The organism is Pedobacter sp. (assembly GCF_965227205.1).
Lineage (GTDB): Bacteria > Bacteroidota > Bacteroidia > Sphingobacteriales > Sphingobacteriaceae > Pedobacter.
This window is the reverse complement of sequence record NZ_OZ245727.1, coordinates 1,623,839-1,642,885: the sequence shown is the minus strand read 5'-3', so window position 1 is coordinate 1,642,885 and position 19,047 is coordinate 1,623,839. Positions and strand designations below refer to the sequence as shown.

The following is a 19,047-nucleotide window of genomic DNA, read 5'->3' as shown; positions in this document are numbered from 1 at the left end:
TTTAAGATCTACCTGTTTTAATTGTCTTTTCTTTAATATAAGCCAATATTTCGTCGCGGTAATTATTACCTAAATTCACCTGCAGATTATTCGTCATTTTTAAAGTGTAGCCTTCTAATTTTTCGATATGATTTCTTGAGATTATAAAAGACCTATGCGCCTGCAAAAAGTTAGGCTTCTCTTTTAAAATCAATTTTATTTCAGAAAGGCCAATGTAAGCTACAATGTTTTCATCCGGGGTATATATTCGAACATAGTTTTGTAAACTCTCAACTGCGATAATAGAATTATATCTAACCTTTATCAGGTTATTGTTGTCATTCTTATTTCTGATAAAAAAGTAATCCTGATCAGCTTGCTGGTTAATTGTAGTTGGAACAGCAGTTGTAGTTGGATAAATTCGGGAAATCGTTTCGGCAAAACGAGCAAATGTATAAGGCTTTAATAGATATGCACTAGCTAGCATTTCAAAAGCTTCGTAAGCATATTTGCTATGAGAAGTTGTAAAAATAAGCTTATCTGTTTTGTGTCTAATAGATTTAGATAATTCTATGCCAGAAATAAGGGGCATATCAACATCCATAAATATAATATCTACATCTGGACCAGCAGTAATTTCGTTAAGTGCTTTCAACGGGTCTGTGTAAACTTCTACTAATTGTAGATTATTCAACGATTTTATGTATGTTTTTATTCCTTCAACTGAGAGAATATCATCTTCAACAACAATACATTTTAATTTAATATTTGGCATCGGCATAAACAGTTGCAAATTAGCTTATCCTAAACTAAAAATAAAAAATAATCCATTCGTAGCGTAAAAATATATTTCAGTAAAGGATAAACTTCTGTTGGTGTAGAATTAAATGACCTACATTTATTGAAATGATGCAAACTTTTACTTCAATTTTTGATAAAAATCAATTTCTACAAAGATTTTTTAAAAGTTTAATTCAAATTGGAAAACCAATTTTAAAGTTATTGGTTAAGATTAATTGGAATGTTGGTTGATGTAAATCGAAACAATATTTTAGAATTATTTAAAACCTACAATAGAAAATAAAGTGATATTTTTATCGGAAATTGACTTAAAGAATTTTTGTGAAAAAATAATGTATTTCAAATAGCTTATCTACACATAAATTCTCCTCTATATGAAATTAATATTCGACCAGGTTTCGGCAAAGTGTAGCAAGCTTACTACCCGTAGTTATAGCACAAGTTTTTCTTTTGGCATTTATTTTTTAAACAGCAAACTGCGGATGCCAATTTATGGTATTTATGGCTTTGTTCGTTTAGCTGATGAAATTGTAGACAGCTTTCATAATTACGATAAAAGTTTTTTGCTTGATAAATTTTCTGCAGATACTTTCGAAGCCATTGAACTTGGTATAAGCTTAAATCCGGTTTTAAATTCTTTTCAAAAGGTTGTAAATCAATATGGCATTGATAAGGAATTAATTGTACTGTTTCTGAACAGCATGAAAATGGATTTGCAAGAAAAGGTCTACACACCAGAACTTTATAAAGAATACATTTTAGGCTCAGCTGAGGTAGTTGGTTTAATGTGTTTAAAGGTTTTTACGAATGGAGATAATGATGAGTATGAACAATTGAAGCCTTATGCAATGAAACTTGGTTCTGTTTTTCAAAAGGTGAATTTTTTACGTGATTTAAAAGACGACCATAAAGGCTTAAACAGAACTTACTTCCCGAATGTTAATTTAGCTGCTTTTGGCGATAACCAAAAACAGGAAATTGAAAGAGAAATTGAAGTTGAATTTGATGAAGCCTTAGCTGGAATTAAAATGTTGCCAAAATCTTCACGAATAGGCGTTTATTTATCTTATATATATTACAGAAAACTTTTCTCAAAAATTAAAGGTTTAACAGCCGAAAGAATTTTAACGGAAAGGATAAGAATATCAAATCCCCGTAAAATTGGATTGATGTTCGATTGTGTAATCCGTCATCAACTAAATGCAATTTAATATTAACCTTATCTTTGCAGTAATTAAAAAACACCTAATTTAATGGAAGAACAAGTTATACTTGTTGATACATATGATTTACCGAAAGGTAAAATGGAAAAAATAGAAGCTCATGAAAAAGGGCTTCTTCATAGGGCTTTTTCTGTTTTTATATTTAATTCGAAAAACGAATTATTGCTTCAGCAACGTGCTAAAGATAAATACCACTCTTCAGGACTTTGGACAAATACCTGCTGTAGCCATCCGCGTTGGGGCGAAAGTAATTTGGATGCTGCCAAAAGAAGACTAAAAGAGGAGATGGGAATGGAATGCGATTTACGCTACGGTTTCAATTTTATTTATAAAAGCGAATTTGAAGATGGCTTAATTGAACATGAACTTGACCACGTTTTTTTCGGAGCATCTGATGAACTTCCAAACATTAACAAAACTGAAGTTGAGAATTTTCGCTATGTGAATTTGAAAGACCTTCAAAACGAAATAAAAAATAATCCAACAGCATATACAACCTGGTTAAAAATCTGCCTTGATAAGGTTATAGAGGCTATCTAAAGTCTTAAAAATAAAAAACGGGCATACAACTTTCGTCGTATACCCGCATCTAAATTAACGCTCTCGAGGACAAAGATAGAGTTAGTTATGATATTTTCTAATTTTTTAACAATTATCTTTACATTTTTTTTATTTTTATTACTCAAGCCTGATGTTGTTGCTGAAATGCTAAAATTACTTTTTGCTTAAAAAAGAAGCAATGAGCTATTTTTCATTCAATTCCGACTCTTCTTTTGCGGCTCTAATTTTCTCCTTTTTCAAGTCGATTCTAATCAGATTATACAAACTCATATAAACGTTAGCTATCCAGATTATAGAAAAACCAGAAATTAAGTAGCCACGCCAGTCATCATACAATAAAGTATATTTTGTTATAGCTAGAAGAATTATTGTAACATAGTGACTAAAACAATACTCGCAGGTAAAAACGTAAAAAAACTTTCTCTTGTAAAGTTTGTCACAGCTTTGAGATTGGTTAACACAAAACTCTCTTGCTTCTCTGAAAATTTCTTCTTTTGTAACTGTCCAGGCTATGCAAGCAACTGGTATAGCTAAAACAAATAAATGATAAATATGAGTTTCCATAAATAGAAAATACTATAAGCAATAGTAACCTAAAGGTTATGGTAAATGTTTGCTTAAACATTATTGATTATCAAATGTTTATTATCAAAATGTTTTAATAATGGAAAGAGCAGAAATAAAATCTCTACTTGAGGTTATCGAACAACAAGTTAGTTCATCAATTCTTGGAGGCATGGATGAGCAATATGAAGAATTGGAATCTTTAGGTTACATTCATATAAATAGGGAAGCTGTGCAATGGTCGGCTAATATTACAAATGCTGGCTCAGATTTTCTTCATAATTACAGAAATTCTTAAACTCCTGTCATCATCCTTAACATTAACCCGTTTTTAGTTTAATTCTTTTAAATTTGAAGGTTGCTAAATCTATCAATATAGATTAGTATTTCAATTATGAATGATATTAACTTAAGAACCGTTAATGTAACCCGATACGTTACGCCTTTGCGAGAAGGTGGCTCCATGCCGGCTATTGCAGAAGCGGATGATGAATTTTTGTACGTCCTTAAATTTAAAGGCGCCGGACAAGGCCCAAGAGCTTTAATTGCTGAATTAATCGGCGGTGAAATTGCCAGGATTTTGGGCTTTAAAATACCTGAATTAGTTTTCGCTAATTTAGATGAAGCCTTTGGACGTACTGAACCTGATGAAGAAATACAGGATTTATTAAAAGCTAGTGTAGGCTTAAATTTGGCTTTACATTATCTTTCTGGAGCAATAACCTTCGACCCAACAGTTACTAAGGTTAATGCCAAATTATCATCGCAAATTGTTTGGTTAGATTCTCTTTTAACTAATATGGATAGAACTTGCCGTAATACCAATATGTTGTTATGGCATAAAGAGTTATGGTTAATAGATCACGGTGCATCTTTATATTTTCATCATTCATGGCAAAATTGGGAAGAACAAGCCAAAAAGCCTTTCGTGCTTATTAAAGATCATGTTTTACTTCCCTGGGCAGAAAAACTAGAGGAAGTAGATACAGAATTTAAATCGATATTAAAACCAGAGCATTTTCAAAAAATTGTTTCGCTTATTCCTGATGAATGGTTAGAAGGAGATAATGTTTTTGAAACCAAAGACGAACACAGGCAAGCTTATGCTAAGTTTTTAGAGATTAGGTTAGCACATTCGGATGTATTTTTAAAAGAAGCACAGCATGCAAGAGAAATTCTTATTTGAGTATGCCGTTATTCGGGTTATGCCAAGGGTAGAACGCGAAGAGTTTCTGAATGTCGGTATCATTTTATATTGTGCTAAGCAAAAATTCTTAAAAAGCATCTTCACGATTGATGAAGAAAAATTGAAAACATTTACACCAGAAACTGATATTCAAGAAATTCAAGAAAATCTTTTAGCCTTGCAGCGTATAAGTTCAGGAAGTGAAGGCTCTGGAACAATTGGTGCTTATGATATAGCTTCGAGATTTCGTTGGTTAACGGCTACAAGAAGTACAATTGTGCAATGCTCAAAAGTACATCCAGGTTTTTGTGCAGATGCTGAGGAAACACTAATTAAACTTCATGAGCAATTGGTACTTTAAGTAATCCATTTCTCTTAATCTTCAATAAAAATAAAATTGCTTAAAAAATATTTTACAGAACAGCTTGAATTGCTTCAAATAGAGCAAAAAGCAGATCATGAAGTTTATCTAAAACTTACAGAAAATACTTCTGCTGCTGATAGAAGAAATTTGGGTTTAACCTGGTATCCAATTGCAATTCGCAATACTGAAATTGGGAGAGGAGAATACCTAAATATTGAAATTGAACGAACTACGCACAAGGATTTATCTCAGCAGTTTCGTTTTGGTTCATCAGTGGTAATGTTTTCAAATCATAATACTAAAGAAGATAGAATCGAAGGCATTATTAGCCATTTAAGCAGAGATAAGATGAAAATCAGCTTAAAGCTGGATGAATTACCTGATTGGACAAAAGATGGGAAACTCGGTGTAGATTTATTGTTTGATAATAATAGTTACGATGAGATGCGTAATGCTTTGAAAACAGCTGGTTCAATAGTAGAAGACGATAGTAAAAACAATCTCATTAAAATTTTAATTGGAGATAAAAATCCAACATTCAAGACTTTAGATTCTGATTTTAATTCTGAAAAACTAAATCAATCTCAAATAGATGCAGTTAATAAAATTTTATCTGCTAATGAGCTTGCCATAGTTCATGGTCCGCCGGGAACAGGAAAAACAACTACTCTCGTTGAAGCAATTAAAGCCGTAAGTAAATTAGAAAAGCAAAAGATTTTGGTTGTTGCACCAAGTAATACTGCAGTAGATTTATTAACCGAAAAATTAGCTGAAAACGGTTTAAATGTTGTTCGAGTTGGAAATCCGGCAAGGGTTTCAGAGCACTTATTGCATGCCACACTCGATTATAAAATGGCAGCTCATGCTGAAACAAAAAGCATTAAAGCTTTAAAAAAACAGGCTGCAGAATATAAAAACATGGCGCACAAGTATAAGCGCAGTTTTGGTAGGGCAGAGCGAGAGCAACGAAAAGCTTTATTTGATGAAGCACATAAAATTGGCAGAGAAATAGAAAACTCTGAAAAGTATATCATCGAAAATATTTTTGCTAATGCTGATATTATTACAGCAACATTAGTTGGCTCAAACCATTACACCGTTAAAAATTTAAAGTATGGTACTGTTTTTATTGATGAAGCCGGACAAGCTTTAGAACCTGCTTGCTGGATTCCAATATTAAAAGCCGATAAACTTATTCTAGCGGGAGATCATTTTCAACTATCGCCAACAATAAAATCAAACGAGGCGGCTGAAAAGGGATTAAGCAAAACATTGCTCGAAAAATCAGTTGGCTTAAATGAAGAATCTGTTGTACTCTTGCAGGAACAATATAGAATGAATACACAGATTATGGGGTATTCTTCAAAGATTTTTTATGAGGATAAACTTAAAGCTCACTTTTCTGTTGCAAATCAGCAAATTACAGAAGATGAACCGCCATTAATGTTTATTGATACATCGGGCTGTAGTTTTGATGAAAAAGCCGATGGAACGAGTACAACGAATCCAGATGAAGCTGTTTTTGTTTTAAATCATTTAACATCATTAATAGAAAGGCTAAAATCAACAAATGTAAATTTGCCAACATTCGGTATTATTTCTCCTTACAAGCAGCAAGTTTATCTGCTAAAGGAGTTGATGCAAGAAAATGAGGTTTTGGTTGAAAATGCTAAGAAAATATCGGTTAATACAATTGATAGTTTTCAAGGTCAGGAAAGAGATGTTATTTACATAAGCCTTACCAGAAGTAATACAGAAGGTGTTGTTGGCTTTTTATCCGATATTAGGAGGATGAATGTTGCTATGACCAGAGCAAGAAAAAAGCTTGTTGTTATTGGCGATGGAAGTACATTATCGAGATTTTCTTTCTATAATAATTTTATAAAATACGCTGAAAATTTAAATGCTTACCACAGTGCCTGGGAATTTATCTCGGTTTAATAAAAATTTATTTTGTAAGTAAATAAAATTGTTATTTTTGAATATCATCCCATGCTGGTACTAAGTTTTATTATTCGGCAAAAGCATTTTTGCTAACCCTTATGTGATGTTTTTTTTATGAGTGAACCATCATACCTAGTTTAAAATGAGGGAAAATGTTAAAATCTTAATAGCTGACGATACTGAGTTAATGCGATTGGTTATGCGTGGTTTTTTTAAAAAACTACTTGTCAATTGCTATATTTCTGAAACTGAAAATCTTCAGGACACTTACGAAAAATTGAAGGAAGAAAAATTCGATCTTTTATTATTAGACATCAACATGCCAAACGGCGATAGCAGTCCAAATACGGTAATCGAATTAAAAAAAGTATACCCTGATTTGCATGTTGTAATGTTTACAGGTAACGATAAAAAAACTTTAGAGGCTGAATACAAGGCTGCAGGAGCTTTTGGATTTATCCAAAAGGATGAACATATGAATGTTTCAACCAAAGAAATAATAAGTGAGCTATTTGGCTAAACTTTCAACTTCTTGTTCTTCTATTTTTCCAGAAATTGAAGCTCCGGCTATTAAAAGTTCTGTTGTAATGGTTTTGGTATATTCTTGTATTTCCTCTTTAAAGTCTTTTACAGATGCGCCTGAACGAATTTCTTCCAATCTTTTTTCCCACTGACCTGTAAGCTCTGCTTGTGCAATGCGTTTATCTTTAACTACTTCGTAAACTGCTAAACCTTTATTAGTTGGTACTAAATTTCGCTTTTCTCTGCTGATATATTCTCTGGTTATTAAGGTTTCAATTATTGATGCTCTTGTGGCCGGAGTTCCCAATCCGCTATCTTTCATTGCATACCTAAGTTCTTCATCTTCAATTTCTTTACCCGATGTTTCTAAAGCTTTTAATAAAGAAGCTTCGTTGTACATCGCCTTAGGCTTTGTCTGCTTTTCTAACAATGCTTTTTCAATAATTGGCAATGCTTCGCCAATAGAAACCTTTGGTAGTGCTGCATTATCTTCGTCCTTTTTATCGTCTTCGGTTTCGTTAAAAACAGAGCGCCACCCAGCAGAACGTATTACTGTTCCATTGGCTAAAAAAGTGGTTCCGGATTGTATGGTGATTTTCGTGATTTCCTTTAAACATTCCTGATGGAAAGCCTCAATCATTCTTCCAACAACCATATCATAAATGGCTTGCTTGTCGGCACTTAAACCATATGCTTCTTCGCCAGTTGGCAATATTGCATGGTGGTCGGTTACTTTTTTTGCATTAACACTCCGTTTATTTAAACTTACAGTTTGTAAAAAGGTAGCTTGCTTACCAAAATCATTATGATTTGTAAATTTTGAAATTAAATCCGGTACGCCAGCAAAAACATCATCACCGATATATCTACTTCCAGTACGTGGATAGGAGACCAGCTTACTTTCGTATAAATTTTGAAGGAGATTAAGTGTTTGGTCGGCGGTGAAACCTTTTTTCTTATTTGCTTCTTGTTGCAACGAACTTAAATCGTGTAAAAGTGGCGGTGGTTCTTTTCTGGGCTTAGCTTCTACAGCCGTAATGTTTCCACCATTTGCAAAACCAGAAGGTGCATCCTCAACTAAATTAAATATAGCTTCTGCTTCTGCCTTATCTTTGTAATTGCTAGTAGAAATGGCTTTAAAAGTCTGCTCGTCTTTAGTTAACTGAATGCTGATTTGAAAATACGTTTGCGGAACAAAGTTTTTAATTTCTAAAAAACGGGCACAAATCATAGCCAGGGTAGGCGTTTGTACCCGACCAAGTGAAAGCACTGTTCTGTTTCCGGCAGAAATACTTAAAGCCTGCGTTGCATTCATACCTACTAACCAATCAGATTCTGACCGGCAATGAGCAGAATTAAATAAGGTATCGTAATCCGTTCCGGGCTTTAAATTTCTAAAGCCATCTTTTATGGCTTCATCAGTTTGCGATGAAATCCATAAGCGCTTAAATGGCTTTTTGCATTTTAGGTAATAATAAATGTACCTAAAAATCAATTCCCCTTCGCGTCCGGCATCCGTAGCAACAATTATTTCGGATGCTTCATCAAAAAGTTTTTTTATGGTATCTAATTGCTTTCTTACAGCAGGATCTTCTACAAAACCATCTTTTGTTTTAATTTTTCTTACTGCAAGTTTAAATTTAGCTGGCAACATTGGTAAATGTTGCTTTCTCCAACCAATAAAGCCATAATCTTGCGGTGGCGCTAATTGTAATAAATGCCCAAAAGCCCAGGTAAATGAGTAACCTTTCCCTTCAATATATCCATCTTTTCTGGTTGTTGCGCCGAAAACTTTAGCCAATTCTCTACCAACCGATGGTTTTTCTGCAATTACAATTTTCATTAAAAGCTTTAGTATTTTGAACCTCAAAGATGATTAAAAATATCCTCCCCGTAATCAAAAAATTATGCACAATTGCGTTTCGCTATGGAAAATACGTGCTTCCTAAAAATAAATTAATTGATAATCAGTGTAAAACTGTATTTATCTTAACAATTTTAATTTTCATCTGTCTAAGTAATAGCAATTATATAAAATGGATAAGTTTTACGAGATAGACAATAATAAAATTAAAGTTTCACTTGATGATGGTTTAATCCGTTTAAAGAGTGATAAAGCCCTTTGGATTTATTTAGATGGAGCAGCGATACCGCAAACGCTAAAACTTGTAAAAATTATAAAATCCGACTATGATAGCACTTTTGGAAAATCTTTAAAAATATCAGATAATTCTTTAACTGTTGAAATATGGGCGCACGTTTACAGTCATTATTTTGGATTGCTGATTAATCGAAATAATAAAATTAAATGGCTTAGAAAGTTATTATTAAAAGGAATTGAAAGAGCCGAAATAATAGATTGTGGTGAAAAAAGTATAGATACTAATCGTTGGTTTTGGGATTTAATTTCAGGCTTTAAAAAGCCAATATCCTGGTTTATACCCAAAGATATTGGCAAGAAAAAGTTAATTCCTTAATCAAAATTCGAAGCTAAAACATCTGTTTGCTGATTAAGCGCCACATTTGCTGCAAGCGTTTCATCTAAATACCTCGAATTATAGGTTTGGTTTGTACTATTGATAAACAAAACGGTTTTATCAGATATTACATTAATAACTTTATCAGAAAGCTTTGATGAAACCGCAGGACAACCTTGACTTCTTCCTAATCTACCCAATTGGTTAATACTTTCCTGGCAAACATAATCTGCGCCATGAACAACGATTGACCGTTCTCTGGCATTGTTGTTAAAGCCATAATCAACACCATCTAACTTTAACGAACGACCATGTTTACCATGATAAATTTCTCCGGTAACATAAAACCCTAAACTACTAGCGTTTGAGTTTTTAGCATTCGAAAAATGATTAGGTTTATCATCGCCACTGTTTAAACCATGTGCAACCCAAGTGTTTAACACCAATTCTTTCTTATCTAAATCGATAATATAAAGTCGCTTTTTACGGCTTTCCTGGTCAAAATCTGCAATAGTTAAAATAGATTTAGAATGTACCAACCCAGAATGCTTAATGTTATAAAAACCGGTTAATGCTTTCTCGAATACATTTATATCTAAACCAGCCGAATCTAGATGAACCTGATGATAGAGGTTTTCGATATGCTCATTGTAAAGGCTATCAGTTGAAATAACTTTAGCAATTGTTTGATTTTTTTGTGGATCCTCCACCGCTTTCCAACTTGTTCCAATAATGCCCATACCTACTAAGAGGAATAAGGCCATGCCCACCAATCTTTTTCTCATTAAGGGATATTTGTATGATTCTGAACTACTTATACGAACGTTTTCAATAAATATTGTAACAGCGCTGATACAAATTCAATATAAACCTCTTAATGACAATTAATTGATATTATTAACTTAATAATAGAATAACGGTTAGTTGCTCGACTAACATTTGCTTACCTTTGCAGACAACTTAAAAAAGATGCCAAACCAAGATAAAGACTACTCATTTTGGACAAAATATAAACGTTTTGCCACAACCGAGATTTTAATGTACTTAATTATGATTATTGGAATTACGCTTGGAATTATTTTTTTAAGTTAAGTATAAGCTTATATCTGTCAGCTGTATTTACTTCAGTTATAAATTTATAAAATTCCGCGTAAGCTTCTGGAGGAAATGTCCCTTCGTTTATAACAAGTTTTCGGTAGTAATTTAACTTCTTTCCTTCTAAAGTTACCTTAGTTACATATTCGCCGAATTGGTTTTTGATATTTTTATCATCATTTGATAAGTGAGTAGTCAAAATGCTTTCAGGTAGATTGTAAGTAATGTTATCCTCATCGGTAAAACCTCTGTTTAAATATACTGGTTTAGTTCGCGTTCTGGTTTCAGATATACTTTCTTTTACATTAAAAGCGTTCAATACTAAAAATAATTTATCGTTATTAATTAAAGCATATTTTTTAATATCGATGTCTAATTCTTCGGTTATTTGAGGTGCAATGCTTTTATTTTGGATATAATTTATTCTATTAAAATTAATGTTATCAATATCGTAAGTATCGGCTAAAAGTTTCTGTTGTTCTGTAAAAACTTTACCAATAATATTCTCGTTATTATCGTATTGCGCTCCGGAAAATATGGTTTTTAAACTTCCCTTAACATCACCATTTGGAAGAATAGATAAGTTTGCGGTTCTATATTGTTTATTTTCTTGTGTGCTTAATTTGGGGGTTCTTAATAACTTTCCACCATCAGCGGTACATGCCAATACAAGTCTGTCATCCGTAAAATCGCTTAAAAAGCCAAATGGGATTTTTTGGCTTGTGCATTCCAGCCATGTTGTATCGCCCTTTAATGGTATACATAAAATAACATGATTTCCTTGCACCATACTTGCATAATTTGAATCGAAACTCTTTTTTCGGCTTCCTGCTTCAACCACGCAATAATAAGATTCTATACCTGCAACGCTGAGCAAACTTTGAGTGTAATTAACCAATGCCTTACAATCGCCGTAACCAAGCCTATCAACTTCTGATGCAGGTACAGGCTGATTACCGCCAATGCCAATTTGAACACTTATGTATCGTGTTTTATTTTGCATGTATTGGTAAATTTTTCTTGCCTTTTCTTTATCATCAGTATCATTTTTTACCAATTCTTTAATAGCTGCAACAGTGCTTGGCTGAAGTGCAGAACGTTCTTTTAACAAATTCCCATAAATCCACTTGCCAAGCTCATTCCAATTATTGTAAGATCCTTTGTAATTATAGAAAGCAAAGTCTCTCGGAGCAATTTTTATGCTCGTTTCATAAGTATCTCTATCAGGACTATATGGCTCTGGTTTTTCAGCCAAGATATTACTAACTGTCCAAACATAAGTTTTTTGCTTATCTGTTGTATTTTCTAAAGGATTACCAGCGTAATTTTGAGCTTTTATCCTCAATTCATCTGTTGGTTTGCAGATAAATGTGTAACTGCTTTTTTCAACGGAAACATCGGCTGCTAGTTTTGGCTCCCAATCTGGGATAATAAGATTTTGTTTATGTTTAATTTCATAATTATAAACAACCGTGTAAGGGTAAACGCTTTCGTTAGGTAAAAAATGCTTAACTCTGTTATCTACAAATAATGAAAATCCATCGGCAGCACTTTCATCGGCAAAATTACTCTGATTAAATTTGCCTGTTAACTTACCTGCTGCGTTGTAAACTTCGCCTTTAAGAGTTTTTATAGTTATACTTTTATCATAAAATAAAACCAATCTTGCAGCGCTTTCTCCGTTTTTGTTTAAAACGGTTATCGCTTGCTTTACTGTCTGTAATACGTTATCTGTAGCAAGCATATTAATGGTGGTTTCGTCATTTCTTACGATTGCATTAGCCCGATTTTTTAAGCTAGTTGGGATTAGGTCTGCATCGTAATTGTCTTGTGCAAATACGTTTACAATTGTTAAGCAAAGCGATAAAAAGATAAAAGCCGATTTCATTAGTTGGTTTTCTCTAATAAAAGTTCAGCTTTTTGGTTTTGAATGATTTTGCTGTAAAACTCTTTCAAGTATGGATATTCTTCTGGCGAATATGTAGCCTTATTAAATTGCATAATTTGACTAAAGGAAATTATATTATCTTCAATTCCGGTTTTAAGCAAATATTTTCCTCCAGTATTAGGTAAGCCTATCGCTAAGTCTTTTGGCTTATCTTTTAATTCGTATTTACCCGGAAGTTCGATGTTAATTAAAATCCTTTGGTCGGAGGTAGAACCTAAATCAACAGGATATGTTCTTGATGTTAAATTGAATGGATTTTTGCTAATCGGGTTTATAAAAAATGGATTAAAGTAAAGTTCATCTTTATCAGCATTTGGTAAGGGTGCAAACTCGATATCGTAAATTTCTGTTAGCGTTTTTTCTACGCTATCGATGTTTTTAATTTCGTGTTTAAGAATTTTAATTTTCGACATGGATTCGTCTAATTTTTCTATATATTCATCTACACCGTTACTTTTTATAATTGCATTTCGCTTATTAAAAGCATCGTAACCCGTACTATGCGTTGTAATCGTACCTGTAATTCTACCATCGGTATTTAATTTTCCTTGTAAAATGTAATTGGTTGATGATTTTTGTGATGCAGTTAAATCAATCCAATAAGATGGTTTTTTAAGGTTAATAACACGTCCTTGGTCGTTAATGCAACGTAAAGGCAGTAAACCAAATGGTAATAAAGGTTCGGTGGCATCAAGTAAATAACTTTTATCGCCAATATTAACTTTAGCAACCAGATAATTAAAATCGCTAATAATAGGGAATAGTTTATTTACTGTTCCATTATCTCTGGTTGAGATAATAACGGCTTCTGCATCAAGATTTGCAGCAGAAAGTGCAGCAATTAGGTTCAAGTTTATATCGGCAACATTACCAGAACGCATATCTAGTGCTTTTTTAATATTATCTTCACTGTATTTACCGTAATATCTATTCCATTTAATTTGATTTTTTACATAATTGTAAATCGACTTGGCTTTTGATAAATCATCAGTTGCGGATTTTAAAATTGTTGGAAGCAAATCTTTGTAAATATCTTTTCGCTTCATTTGCGAACCAAAACTTTTATCACTTGTTAATTCGTAATCTACATCTCGCCAGCTTTTAGTGTAATTAATTTTAGCTCCTGTTGTAGTAATCTGGTCAGAAAGCTCAAAATATATGGCCGATTTAAAATTGCTTGCAGCCGTCATAAAATCTTCCTCAACAAAAGCGGGTACATCTTTCATTACGTACCAGATTTTTGAGCAATCTATTGGCGTTCCATTAATCCTCATACATTCTTTAGAAATCTCACTTTTGGTATCACTTAGCTTATAAAAGCCTCTCAGAGATACATTATAGTTATAAATGGCTGGAATATAGATTAGATATTCACTGTAAACCTTTGGGATGTCTGACTGAAATTCCCAAGTTTTAAAGTTGAACAGATTTGGCGATTCTAACTTGTAGCTGTATTCAATTATAGAACCATCTTTGATATTTGGCAAAGTAAATTTAGTAAGCATTGTATATTTCGATCTGCTTTCATTGAAAATCGCTTTTTTATCCATTATGGTTTCTACAAACCTTCCATTTTCATAATTAAAAGTTGATGCTTTTATTGAGCTGATGATTTCTTCCCTTGAACCATCTTTATAGGTTGGAATTACAATATTAGCCTGGTCAAAACCTTCTTTATTATAGATTTTAATTTTAACGTGATATTCAAAAAAAAGTTCGGTGCTATTTGTTCTATCGCTTATTTGGATAGAAGTTGTTCCAAACTCCTTTAATACCACTGCATTGGCAGAACTATCAATTTTATTTTTGTCAAAATTATTATCATCATGGGTAATTCTTCCGAATTCGAAATTTTGGGCAGAACAGTAAATAGAGAAAATAGAGGACACGAATAGGAGTAGAAGTTTTCGCATTGAGTTTGGTTAATTTTCTTGCAATTTAATTTTAAGGGGCAACAATTAGAAATAAATGTTAATTAATTTTTAAAAATTATAAATGCTTTTTAAAAAACAAACCAAACCTTTTTAGCACTTTTGATTTAGAAACATTACTGGTGCTTTTCCTGCATCAAAATTATATTAGAATGAAATTAAATTTAAAACGTCCGTTAGCATTTTTCGATTTAGAAGCAACCGGAATAAATGTTGGTGCAGATAGAATAGTTGAGATGGCAATTTTAAAGGCTATGCCAGATGGCGAGGAAATTGTGAAAACTTGGCGAGTTAATCCAGAGATGCCAATTCCGCTTCAAACATCTTTAATACATGGTATTTACGATGAGGATATTGCAGACAAACCAACTTTTAACGAGCTAGCAAAAGAAATTGCTGAATTTATTGATGAAAGCGACTTAGCAGGATACAATTCTAATAAATTCGACATTCCGATGCTTTTGGAGGAGTTTTTACGTGCTGATGTTGACTTTGACATGAGTGATAGAAAGTTTGTTGATGTTCAAAACATCTTCCATCAGATGGAGCAAAGAACTTTAAAAGCTGCCTATAAATTTTATTGTAATGATGATTTGGTAAATGCACACGCTGCTGAAGCCGATGTTATTGCAACTTACAAGGTTTTGCTTGGTCAGCTGGACATGTATAAGGATAAAGAGTTTGAGGATAAGCAAGGTGTAAAATCGAAACCTGTTGTAAATGATGTTGATGCATTGCATACGTTTACCAATATTAATAAACCTGTAGATTTTGCAGGAAGATTGGTTTACAACGATAAAAACGAAGTATGTTTTAATTTTGGTAAACATAAAGGTAAAACTACCGAGCAAGTTTTTAGCATCGAACCAAGTTATTATGCCTGGATGAAGAACGGTGATTTTCCACTTTACACTAAGAAAAAACTAGATGAAGAATGGGCGAAGTTTAACGCAAAGAAAAACGAGAATAGAGCGCCAAGACCTCAGAATCCACCTCAATCAGGAAAACCAAATTACAATAAACCAAAACCTCAGGAAAAGCCTGCTCAACCATTAAATACTGATATGTTAGAGCAATTGAAAATGAAGTTTGGTAAATAATTTTAAAACCACAGATAAATAAGATAGACACAGATATTGATTAATTTGATAGAACTTAATCTCATAACAGAAAAAATTATTGGGGCTGCTTATACAGTTTCAAACACTTTAGGTGCAGGATTTTTAGAGAAAGTTTATGAGAACGCAATGTTTCTTGAAATTTCTAAAATGAATTTGAACGTTGTTAAACAACAACCTCTAAATGTTTTATATGATGAACAGATTGTTGGCGAATATTTTGCTGATCTTATCGTAGAAAATCAAGTAATTGTAGAAATCAAAGCCATTAAAGAACTTACCGAAATCCATCAAGCTCAATTAATGAACTATTTAGTTGCTTGCAATAAGCGATGTGGCCTACTTATTAACTTCGGAAAGCCAAGAATAGAAATTAAAAGAATGCTTAACGGATATTAATTAAAAATCAGTGTTTATCTGTGTAAATCTGTGGTTAACCTAATTTTTAAATATGAAATTTTTAAAACTAACTGCCATATTTTTACTTGCCGGGAGTTTAGCAAATGCGCAGCTAAAACTTCAAATAGAACCTGTTTTTGAGAAAACCTATCAAAATAAAACCAGAAGTTTAGATGGAAAACCGGGCGAAAAATACTGGCAAAACTCTTCTAACTACAACTTAAAAGTTAATTTCAATCCGGCAAGCAGGTTGTTAAACGGAAAGGTAGAAATCAGTTACACCAACAATAGTCCGGATACTTTAAAAACGATATGGTTTAAGTTATACCCGAATTTGTATAAAAAAGGAGTACCACGTAAAGCAAAAATTGCTGAATCAGATTTAGGTGAAGGTGTAAAAATTGAAAGTTTGGCTGCCAACGGAAAAACTATTAGTGATTTTAACATTGATGGTACTAACATGACTGTTAATGTTCCTGCGGTTATGCCTGGCAAAACCATAAATTTTACCATTTCTTACGATTACATTTTAAACAAAGGTTCGCATATGCGTACTGGACAGGTTGATGAAGGCTCTCATTTTATTGCATATTTCTTTCCAAGAATTTCAGTTTATGATGATGTAGATGGCTGGAACAAATATCCTTACACAGGTGCAGAAGAGTTTTATAACGATTTTGATAATTTCAATGCAGAAATTACTGTTCCGGGTGGTTATGGAGTTTGGGCAACAGGTGATTTAAAAAATGCTTCTGATGTTTTTCAAAAGGAAATCGTTTCCAGAATTTCATCCGCAGAAAAAAATGATGCCGTTGTGGATGTTATTACTGAAAAAGACCTTGCAGATAAAAAAGTAACGCAAAACAAGGCTTTTAACACTTTCAAGTTTAATGCAAAAAATGTAACTGATTTTGCATTTGCCTTGAGCGATCATTATTTATGGAAATCATCGAGCTTAATTGTTGATTCTGCTACAAAAAGAAGAACCAGAATAGATGCTGTTTTCAATCCAAAACACAAGGATTATTACGAAGTGATTGATTTTGCCCGCAAAACAGTTGAGGCAATGAGTTTTAAATTCCCAAAATGGCCGTTCCCTTATAGCCATGAAACTGTTTTTGATGGCTTAGACCAAATGGAATATCCAATGATGGTTAATGATAATCCGGTTGATAAACGTGAGGATGCCATAACCTTAACCGACCATGAGATTTTTCACACCATGTTTCCTTTTTACATGGGCATTAACGAAACAAAATATGGATGGATGGATGAAGGCTGGGCAACAATCGGCGAATGGTTAATTTCTCCGATGATTGATTCTACAATTGTTGATGAATACGGTATTCAACCTACAGCTTCAAGTTCTGGAGGTAAAGATGATTCTCCAATTATGACCTTAACAACTGATTTAAAAGGTTCTGGCTCATTTACAAATTCGTATCCAAAACCTGCATTAGGCTATTTATTTGTTAAGGATTATTTAGGTGATGAATTGTTTATTAAAGCTTTACACCATTACATTAAAAACTGGAATGGAAAACACCCAATGCCTTACGATTTCTTTAATAGCATGAACGAAGGAAGCGGAAAAAATTTAAATTGGTTTTGGAAGCGCTGGTTTTTTGAAGGTGGTGTTACCGATATGGCAATAAAATTTGCATCAAAAACTACTGAAGGCTACGCAATAACTATCGAAAACAAGGGAAAGCCTTTACCAATCGATTTAACTTTAACATTTGATGATGGTTCAGTAGAAAAAAATCATAGTACGATTGGTGTTTGGGAGCAAGGAAATAGCCAGACTACTATCAATTTGAAAACCACGAAGAACTTAACTAAAGTTGTTATGGGCAATCCACATACACCAGATAAAGTTAAATCAGATAATAGTTTTTCAGTGAATTAATTAAATTCTTTTTTGGGAGACATGAAGTAATCTTTCCAAATTAATTGCTTCATGTTTTAAATTAACTAATCAAGATGATTTCAAAAAATCGATATTTCTTTTTAGTCCTGTATATTTTGTCCGTTTTACGGCAGAGCCTTTAAAAACCTTTTTAAAAACTTCGTCGGTAATTTCAGTAAGTTCTTTTGCGCTTAAATCAAGCAAACCGCTTTCTGGCATAAAAGCTTGCTCATTATGAGCCTTTGAAAAGCGGTTCCACGGACAAACATCCTGGCAAATATCACAACCAAACATCCAGTTATCCATTCTATCTTTAAACTCGTTCGGAATTTCATCTTTAAGTTCGATAGTTAAATAGGATATACATTTTGTGCCATCTACAATCTGCGGAGCAATTATGGCATCAGTTGGGCAAGCATCTAAACAGCGTGTACAAGTACCACAATGGTCGGTTTGAAACGGATGGTCGTAATCCAATTCTAAATCAATAATCAGCTCTGCTAAAAAGAAAAACGAACCATTTTGCTTGCTAATTAAATTTGAATTTTTTCCTATCCAGCCAATCCCTGATTTTTTTGCCCAGGCTCTATCTAAAACCGGAGCAGAATCTACAAAAGCTCTACCTGAAACCTCACCAATGTTCTCTTCAATAAAATGAGTGAGTTCTTTTAATTTATCTTTTATTACAGTGTGATAGTCTTGTCCATAAGCATATTTTGAAATTTTAGGTGCATTCGGATCTTGCTGTTTATCATCAGTATAATAATTTAAGGATAAAGAAATTACCGATTTCGCACCATCAACCAATAACCGTGGATCTAGTCTTTTATCGAAGTAATTTTCCATATACTTCATCTCCCCGTGATGATTATTGTTTAACCAATTCTCTAAACGTGGCGCTTCCTGTTCTAAAAATTCTGCTTTAGAAATACCACAATCTAAAAAGCCCAAGCGTATTGCTTCGTCTTTTATCAGCTTGCTATATTTTGCAGAATTATTGTACATCGATTTGCAAAGATAGGGCTT

At 33.0% G+C, this 19,047-nt stretch carries 18 protein-coding genes; 11 read left to right on the top strand and 7 right to left on the bottom strand.

The annotated features are described in order from the left end of the window. Position 1 precedes the first annotated feature (1 nt). Positions 2–754, bottom strand: a complete 753-nt coding sequence (locus ACO05K_RS07105; RefSeq protein WP_421943750.1) for a LytR/AlgR family response regulator transcription factor — start codon at positions 752–754, stop codon at positions 2–4. A gap of 400 nt (positions 755–1,154) precedes the next feature. Between ACO05K_RS07105 and ACO05K_RS07100 the strand changes: the two genes are divergently transcribed. Beyond that, entirely contained in the window at positions 1,155–1,991 is an 837-nt protein-coding gene (locus ACO05K_RS07100) for a phytoene/squalene synthase family protein (protein ID WP_421943749.1), read from the top strand. A gap of 42 nt (positions 1,992–2,033) precedes the next feature. Beyond that, the gene (gene idi, locus ACO05K_RS07095; protein WP_421943748.1) at positions 2,034–2,543 is read left to right on the top strand and encodes an isopentenyl-diphosphate Delta-isomerase; all 510 of its coding nucleotides are present in this window, start codon (positions 2,034–2,036) and stop codon (positions 2,541–2,543) included. Positions 2,544–2,747: 204 nt separating this feature from the next. On the opposite strand, the gene ACO05K_RS07090 is transcribed toward idi, so the two are convergent. Next, positions 2,748–3,128: a hypothetical protein gene (locus ACO05K_RS07090; protein WP_421943747.1), complete on the bottom strand. Its 381-nt coding sequence runs from the start codon at positions 3,126–3,128 to the stop codon at positions 2,748–2,750. Positions 3,129–3,228: 100 nt separating this feature from the next. Here ACO05K_RS07090 and ACO05K_RS07085 point away from each other — a divergent pair, with 100 nt between their 5' ends. From ACO05K_RS07085 to ACO05K_RS07065, 5 genes are all read left to right on the top strand, one after another. Next, positions 3,229–3,426, top strand: coding sequence for a hypothetical protein (locus tag ACO05K_RS07085; protein WP_421943746.1), 198 nt, complete (start codon positions 3,229–3,231; stop codon positions 3,424–3,426). 96 nt (positions 3,427–3,522) lie between these two features. Beyond that, complete coding sequence (locus tag ACO05K_RS07080; protein WP_421943745.1) at positions 3,523–4,314, top strand: HipA family kinase; 792 nt, start codon at positions 3,523–3,525, stop codon at positions 4,312–4,314. Beyond that, positions 4,292–4,675, top strand: coding sequence for a DUF3037 domain-containing protein (locus ACO05K_RS07075; protein WP_421943744.1), 384 nt, complete (start codon positions 4,292–4,294; stop codon positions 4,673–4,675). The genes ACO05K_RS07080 and ACO05K_RS07075 overlap by 23 nt, the downstream gene beginning before the upstream one ends. Positions 4,676–4,711: 36 nt before the next feature. Next, positions 4,712–6,619: an AAA domain-containing protein gene (locus tag ACO05K_RS07070; RefSeq protein WP_421943743.1), complete on the top strand. Its 1,908-nt coding sequence runs from the start codon at positions 4,712–4,714 to the stop codon at positions 6,617–6,619. A 145-nt stretch (positions 6,620–6,764) separates the two neighbouring features. After that, positions 6,765–7,142, top strand: coding sequence for a response regulator (locus tag ACO05K_RS07065; RefSeq protein WP_421943742.1), 378 nt, complete (start codon positions 6,765–6,767; stop codon positions 7,140–7,142). On the opposite strand, the gene ACO05K_RS07060 is transcribed toward ACO05K_RS07065, so the two are convergent. Then, positions 7,131–8,987 (bottom strand): DNA topoisomerase 3, encoded by a 1,857-nt coding sequence (locus ACO05K_RS07060; RefSeq protein ID WP_421943741.1) that lies wholly within the window; start codon positions 8,985–8,987, stop codon positions 7,131–7,133. The genes ACO05K_RS07065 and ACO05K_RS07060 overlap by 12 nt on opposite strands. A 193-nt stretch (positions 8,988–9,180) precedes the next feature. Between ACO05K_RS07060 and ACO05K_RS07055 the strand changes: the two genes are divergently transcribed. Then, positions 9,181–9,621, top strand: coding sequence for a hypothetical protein (locus ACO05K_RS07055; protein ID WP_421943740.1), 441 nt, complete (start codon positions 9,181–9,183; stop codon positions 9,619–9,621). Here ACO05K_RS07055 and ACO05K_RS07050 read toward each other — a convergent pair. The 3 genes from ACO05K_RS07050 to ACO05K_RS07040 all read right to left on the bottom strand — a co-directional run bounded on the left by ACO05K_RS07050 (position 9,618) and on the right by ACO05K_RS07040 (position 14,577). Continuing rightward, on the bottom strand, positions 9,618–10,406 hold the full coding sequence (locus ACO05K_RS07050; protein ID WP_421943739.1) for a murein L,D-transpeptidase catalytic domain family protein: 789 nt from the start codon (positions 10,404–10,406) through the stop codon (positions 9,618–9,620). The two genes, ACO05K_RS07055 and ACO05K_RS07050, sit on opposite strands and share 4 nt — an antisense overlap. Before the next feature lie 290 nt (positions 10,407–10,696). Further along, positions 10,697–12,604 carry a DUF3857 domain-containing protein gene (locus ACO05K_RS07045; protein WP_421943738.1) on the bottom strand — a complete coding sequence of 636 codons (1,908 nt, stop codon included), beginning with the start codon at positions 12,602–12,604 and terminating at the stop codon, positions 10,697–10,699. Continuing rightward, complete coding sequence (locus ACO05K_RS07040) at positions 12,604–14,577, bottom strand: DUF3857 domain-containing protein (RefSeq protein ID WP_421943737.1); 1,974 nt, start codon at positions 14,575–14,577, stop codon at positions 12,604–12,606. Before ACO05K_RS07040 ends, ACO05K_RS07045 begins: the two co-directional genes overlap by 1 nt. Positions 14,578–14,747: 170 nt before the next feature. Here ACO05K_RS07040 and ACO05K_RS07035 point away from each other — a divergent pair, with 170 nt between their 5' ends. The 3 genes from ACO05K_RS07035 to ACO05K_RS07025 are packed head-to-tail and all read left to right on the top strand — an operon-like array spanning position 14,748 to position 18,021. After that, entirely contained in the window at positions 14,748–15,695 is a 948-nt protein-coding gene (locus ACO05K_RS07035) for an exonuclease domain-containing protein (protein WP_421943736.1), read from the top strand. A gap of 45 nt (positions 15,696–15,740) precedes the next feature. After that, the gene (locus ACO05K_RS07030) at positions 15,741–16,112 is read left to right on the top strand and encodes a GxxExxY protein (RefSeq protein ID WP_421943735.1); all 372 of its coding nucleotides are present in this window, start codon (positions 15,741–15,743) and stop codon (positions 16,110–16,112) included. Between the two features lie 52 nt (positions 16,113–16,164). Continuing rightward, positions 16,165–18,021, top strand: coding sequence for a M1 family metallopeptidase (locus ACO05K_RS07025; RefSeq protein WP_421943734.1), 1,857 nt, complete (start codon positions 16,165–16,167; stop codon positions 18,019–18,021). Positions 18,022–18,090: 69 nt separating this feature from the next. Here ACO05K_RS07025 and queG read toward each other — a convergent pair whose 3' ends face one another. Next, positions 18,091–19,026, bottom strand: coding sequence for a tRNA epoxyqueuosine(34) reductase QueG (queG, locus tag ACO05K_RS07020; protein ID WP_421943733.1), 936 nt, complete (start codon positions 19,024–19,026; stop codon positions 18,091–18,093). Between the last annotated feature and the right edge of the window lie 21 nt (positions 19,027–19,047).

Coding starts and splice junctions, on each gene's coding strand:
- ACO05K_RS07045 (WP_421943738.1), bottom strand. CDS start 12,604: ATGAAATCGGCTTTTATCTTTTTATCGCTTTGCTTAACAATTGTAAAC.
- idi (WP_421943748.1), top strand. CDS start 2,034: ATGGAAGAACAAGTTATACTTGTTGATACATATGATTTACCGAAAGGT.
- queG (WP_421943733.1), bottom strand. CDS start 19,026: ATGTACAATAATTCTGCAAAATATAGCAAGCTGATAAAAGACGAAGCA.
- ACO05K_RS07065 (WP_421943742.1), top strand. CDS start 6,765: ATGAGGGAAAATGTTAAAATCTTAATAGCTGACGATACTGAGTTAATG.
- ACO05K_RS07085 (WP_421943746.1), top strand. CDS start 3,229: ATGGAAAGAGCAGAAATAAAATCTCTACTTGAGGTTATCGAACAACAA.
- ACO05K_RS07090 (WP_421943747.1), bottom strand. CDS start 3,128: ATGGAAACTCATATTTATCATTTATTTGTTTTAGCTATACCAGTTGCT.
- ACO05K_RS07050 (WP_421943739.1), bottom strand. CDS start 10,406: ATGAGAAAAAGATTGGTGGGCATGGCCTTATTCCTCTTAGTAGGTATG.
- ACO05K_RS07100 (WP_421943749.1), top strand. CDS start 1,155: ATGAAATTAATATTCGACCAGGTTTCGGCAAAGTGTAGCAAGCTTACT.
- ACO05K_RS07035 (WP_421943736.1), top strand. CDS start 14,748: ATGAAATTAAATTTAAAACGTCCGTTAGCATTTTTCGATTTAGAAGCA.
- ACO05K_RS07040 (WP_421943737.1), bottom strand. CDS start 14,577: ATGCGAAAACTTCTACTCCTATTCGTGTCCTCTATTTTCTCTATTTAC.
- ACO05K_RS07060 (WP_421943741.1), bottom strand. CDS start 8,987: ATGAAAATTGTAATTGCAGAAAAACCATCGGTTGGTAGAGAATTGGCT.
- ACO05K_RS07055 (WP_421943740.1), top strand. CDS start 9,181: ATGGATAAGTTTTACGAGATAGACAATAATAAAATTAAAGTTTCACTT.
- ACO05K_RS07105 (WP_421943750.1), bottom strand. CDS start 754: ATGCCAAATATTAAATTAAAATGTATTGTTGTTGAAGATGATATTCTC.
- ACO05K_RS07080 (WP_421943745.1), top strand. CDS start 3,523: ATGAATGATATTAACTTAAGAACCGTTAATGTAACCCGATACGTTACG.
- ACO05K_RS07025 (WP_421943734.1), top strand. CDS start 16,165: ATGAAATTTTTAAAACTAACTGCCATATTTTTACTTGCCGGGAGTTTA.
- ACO05K_RS07075 (WP_421943744.1), top strand. CDS start 4,292: ATGCAAGAGAAATTCTTATTTGAGTATGCCGTTATTCGGGTTATGCCA.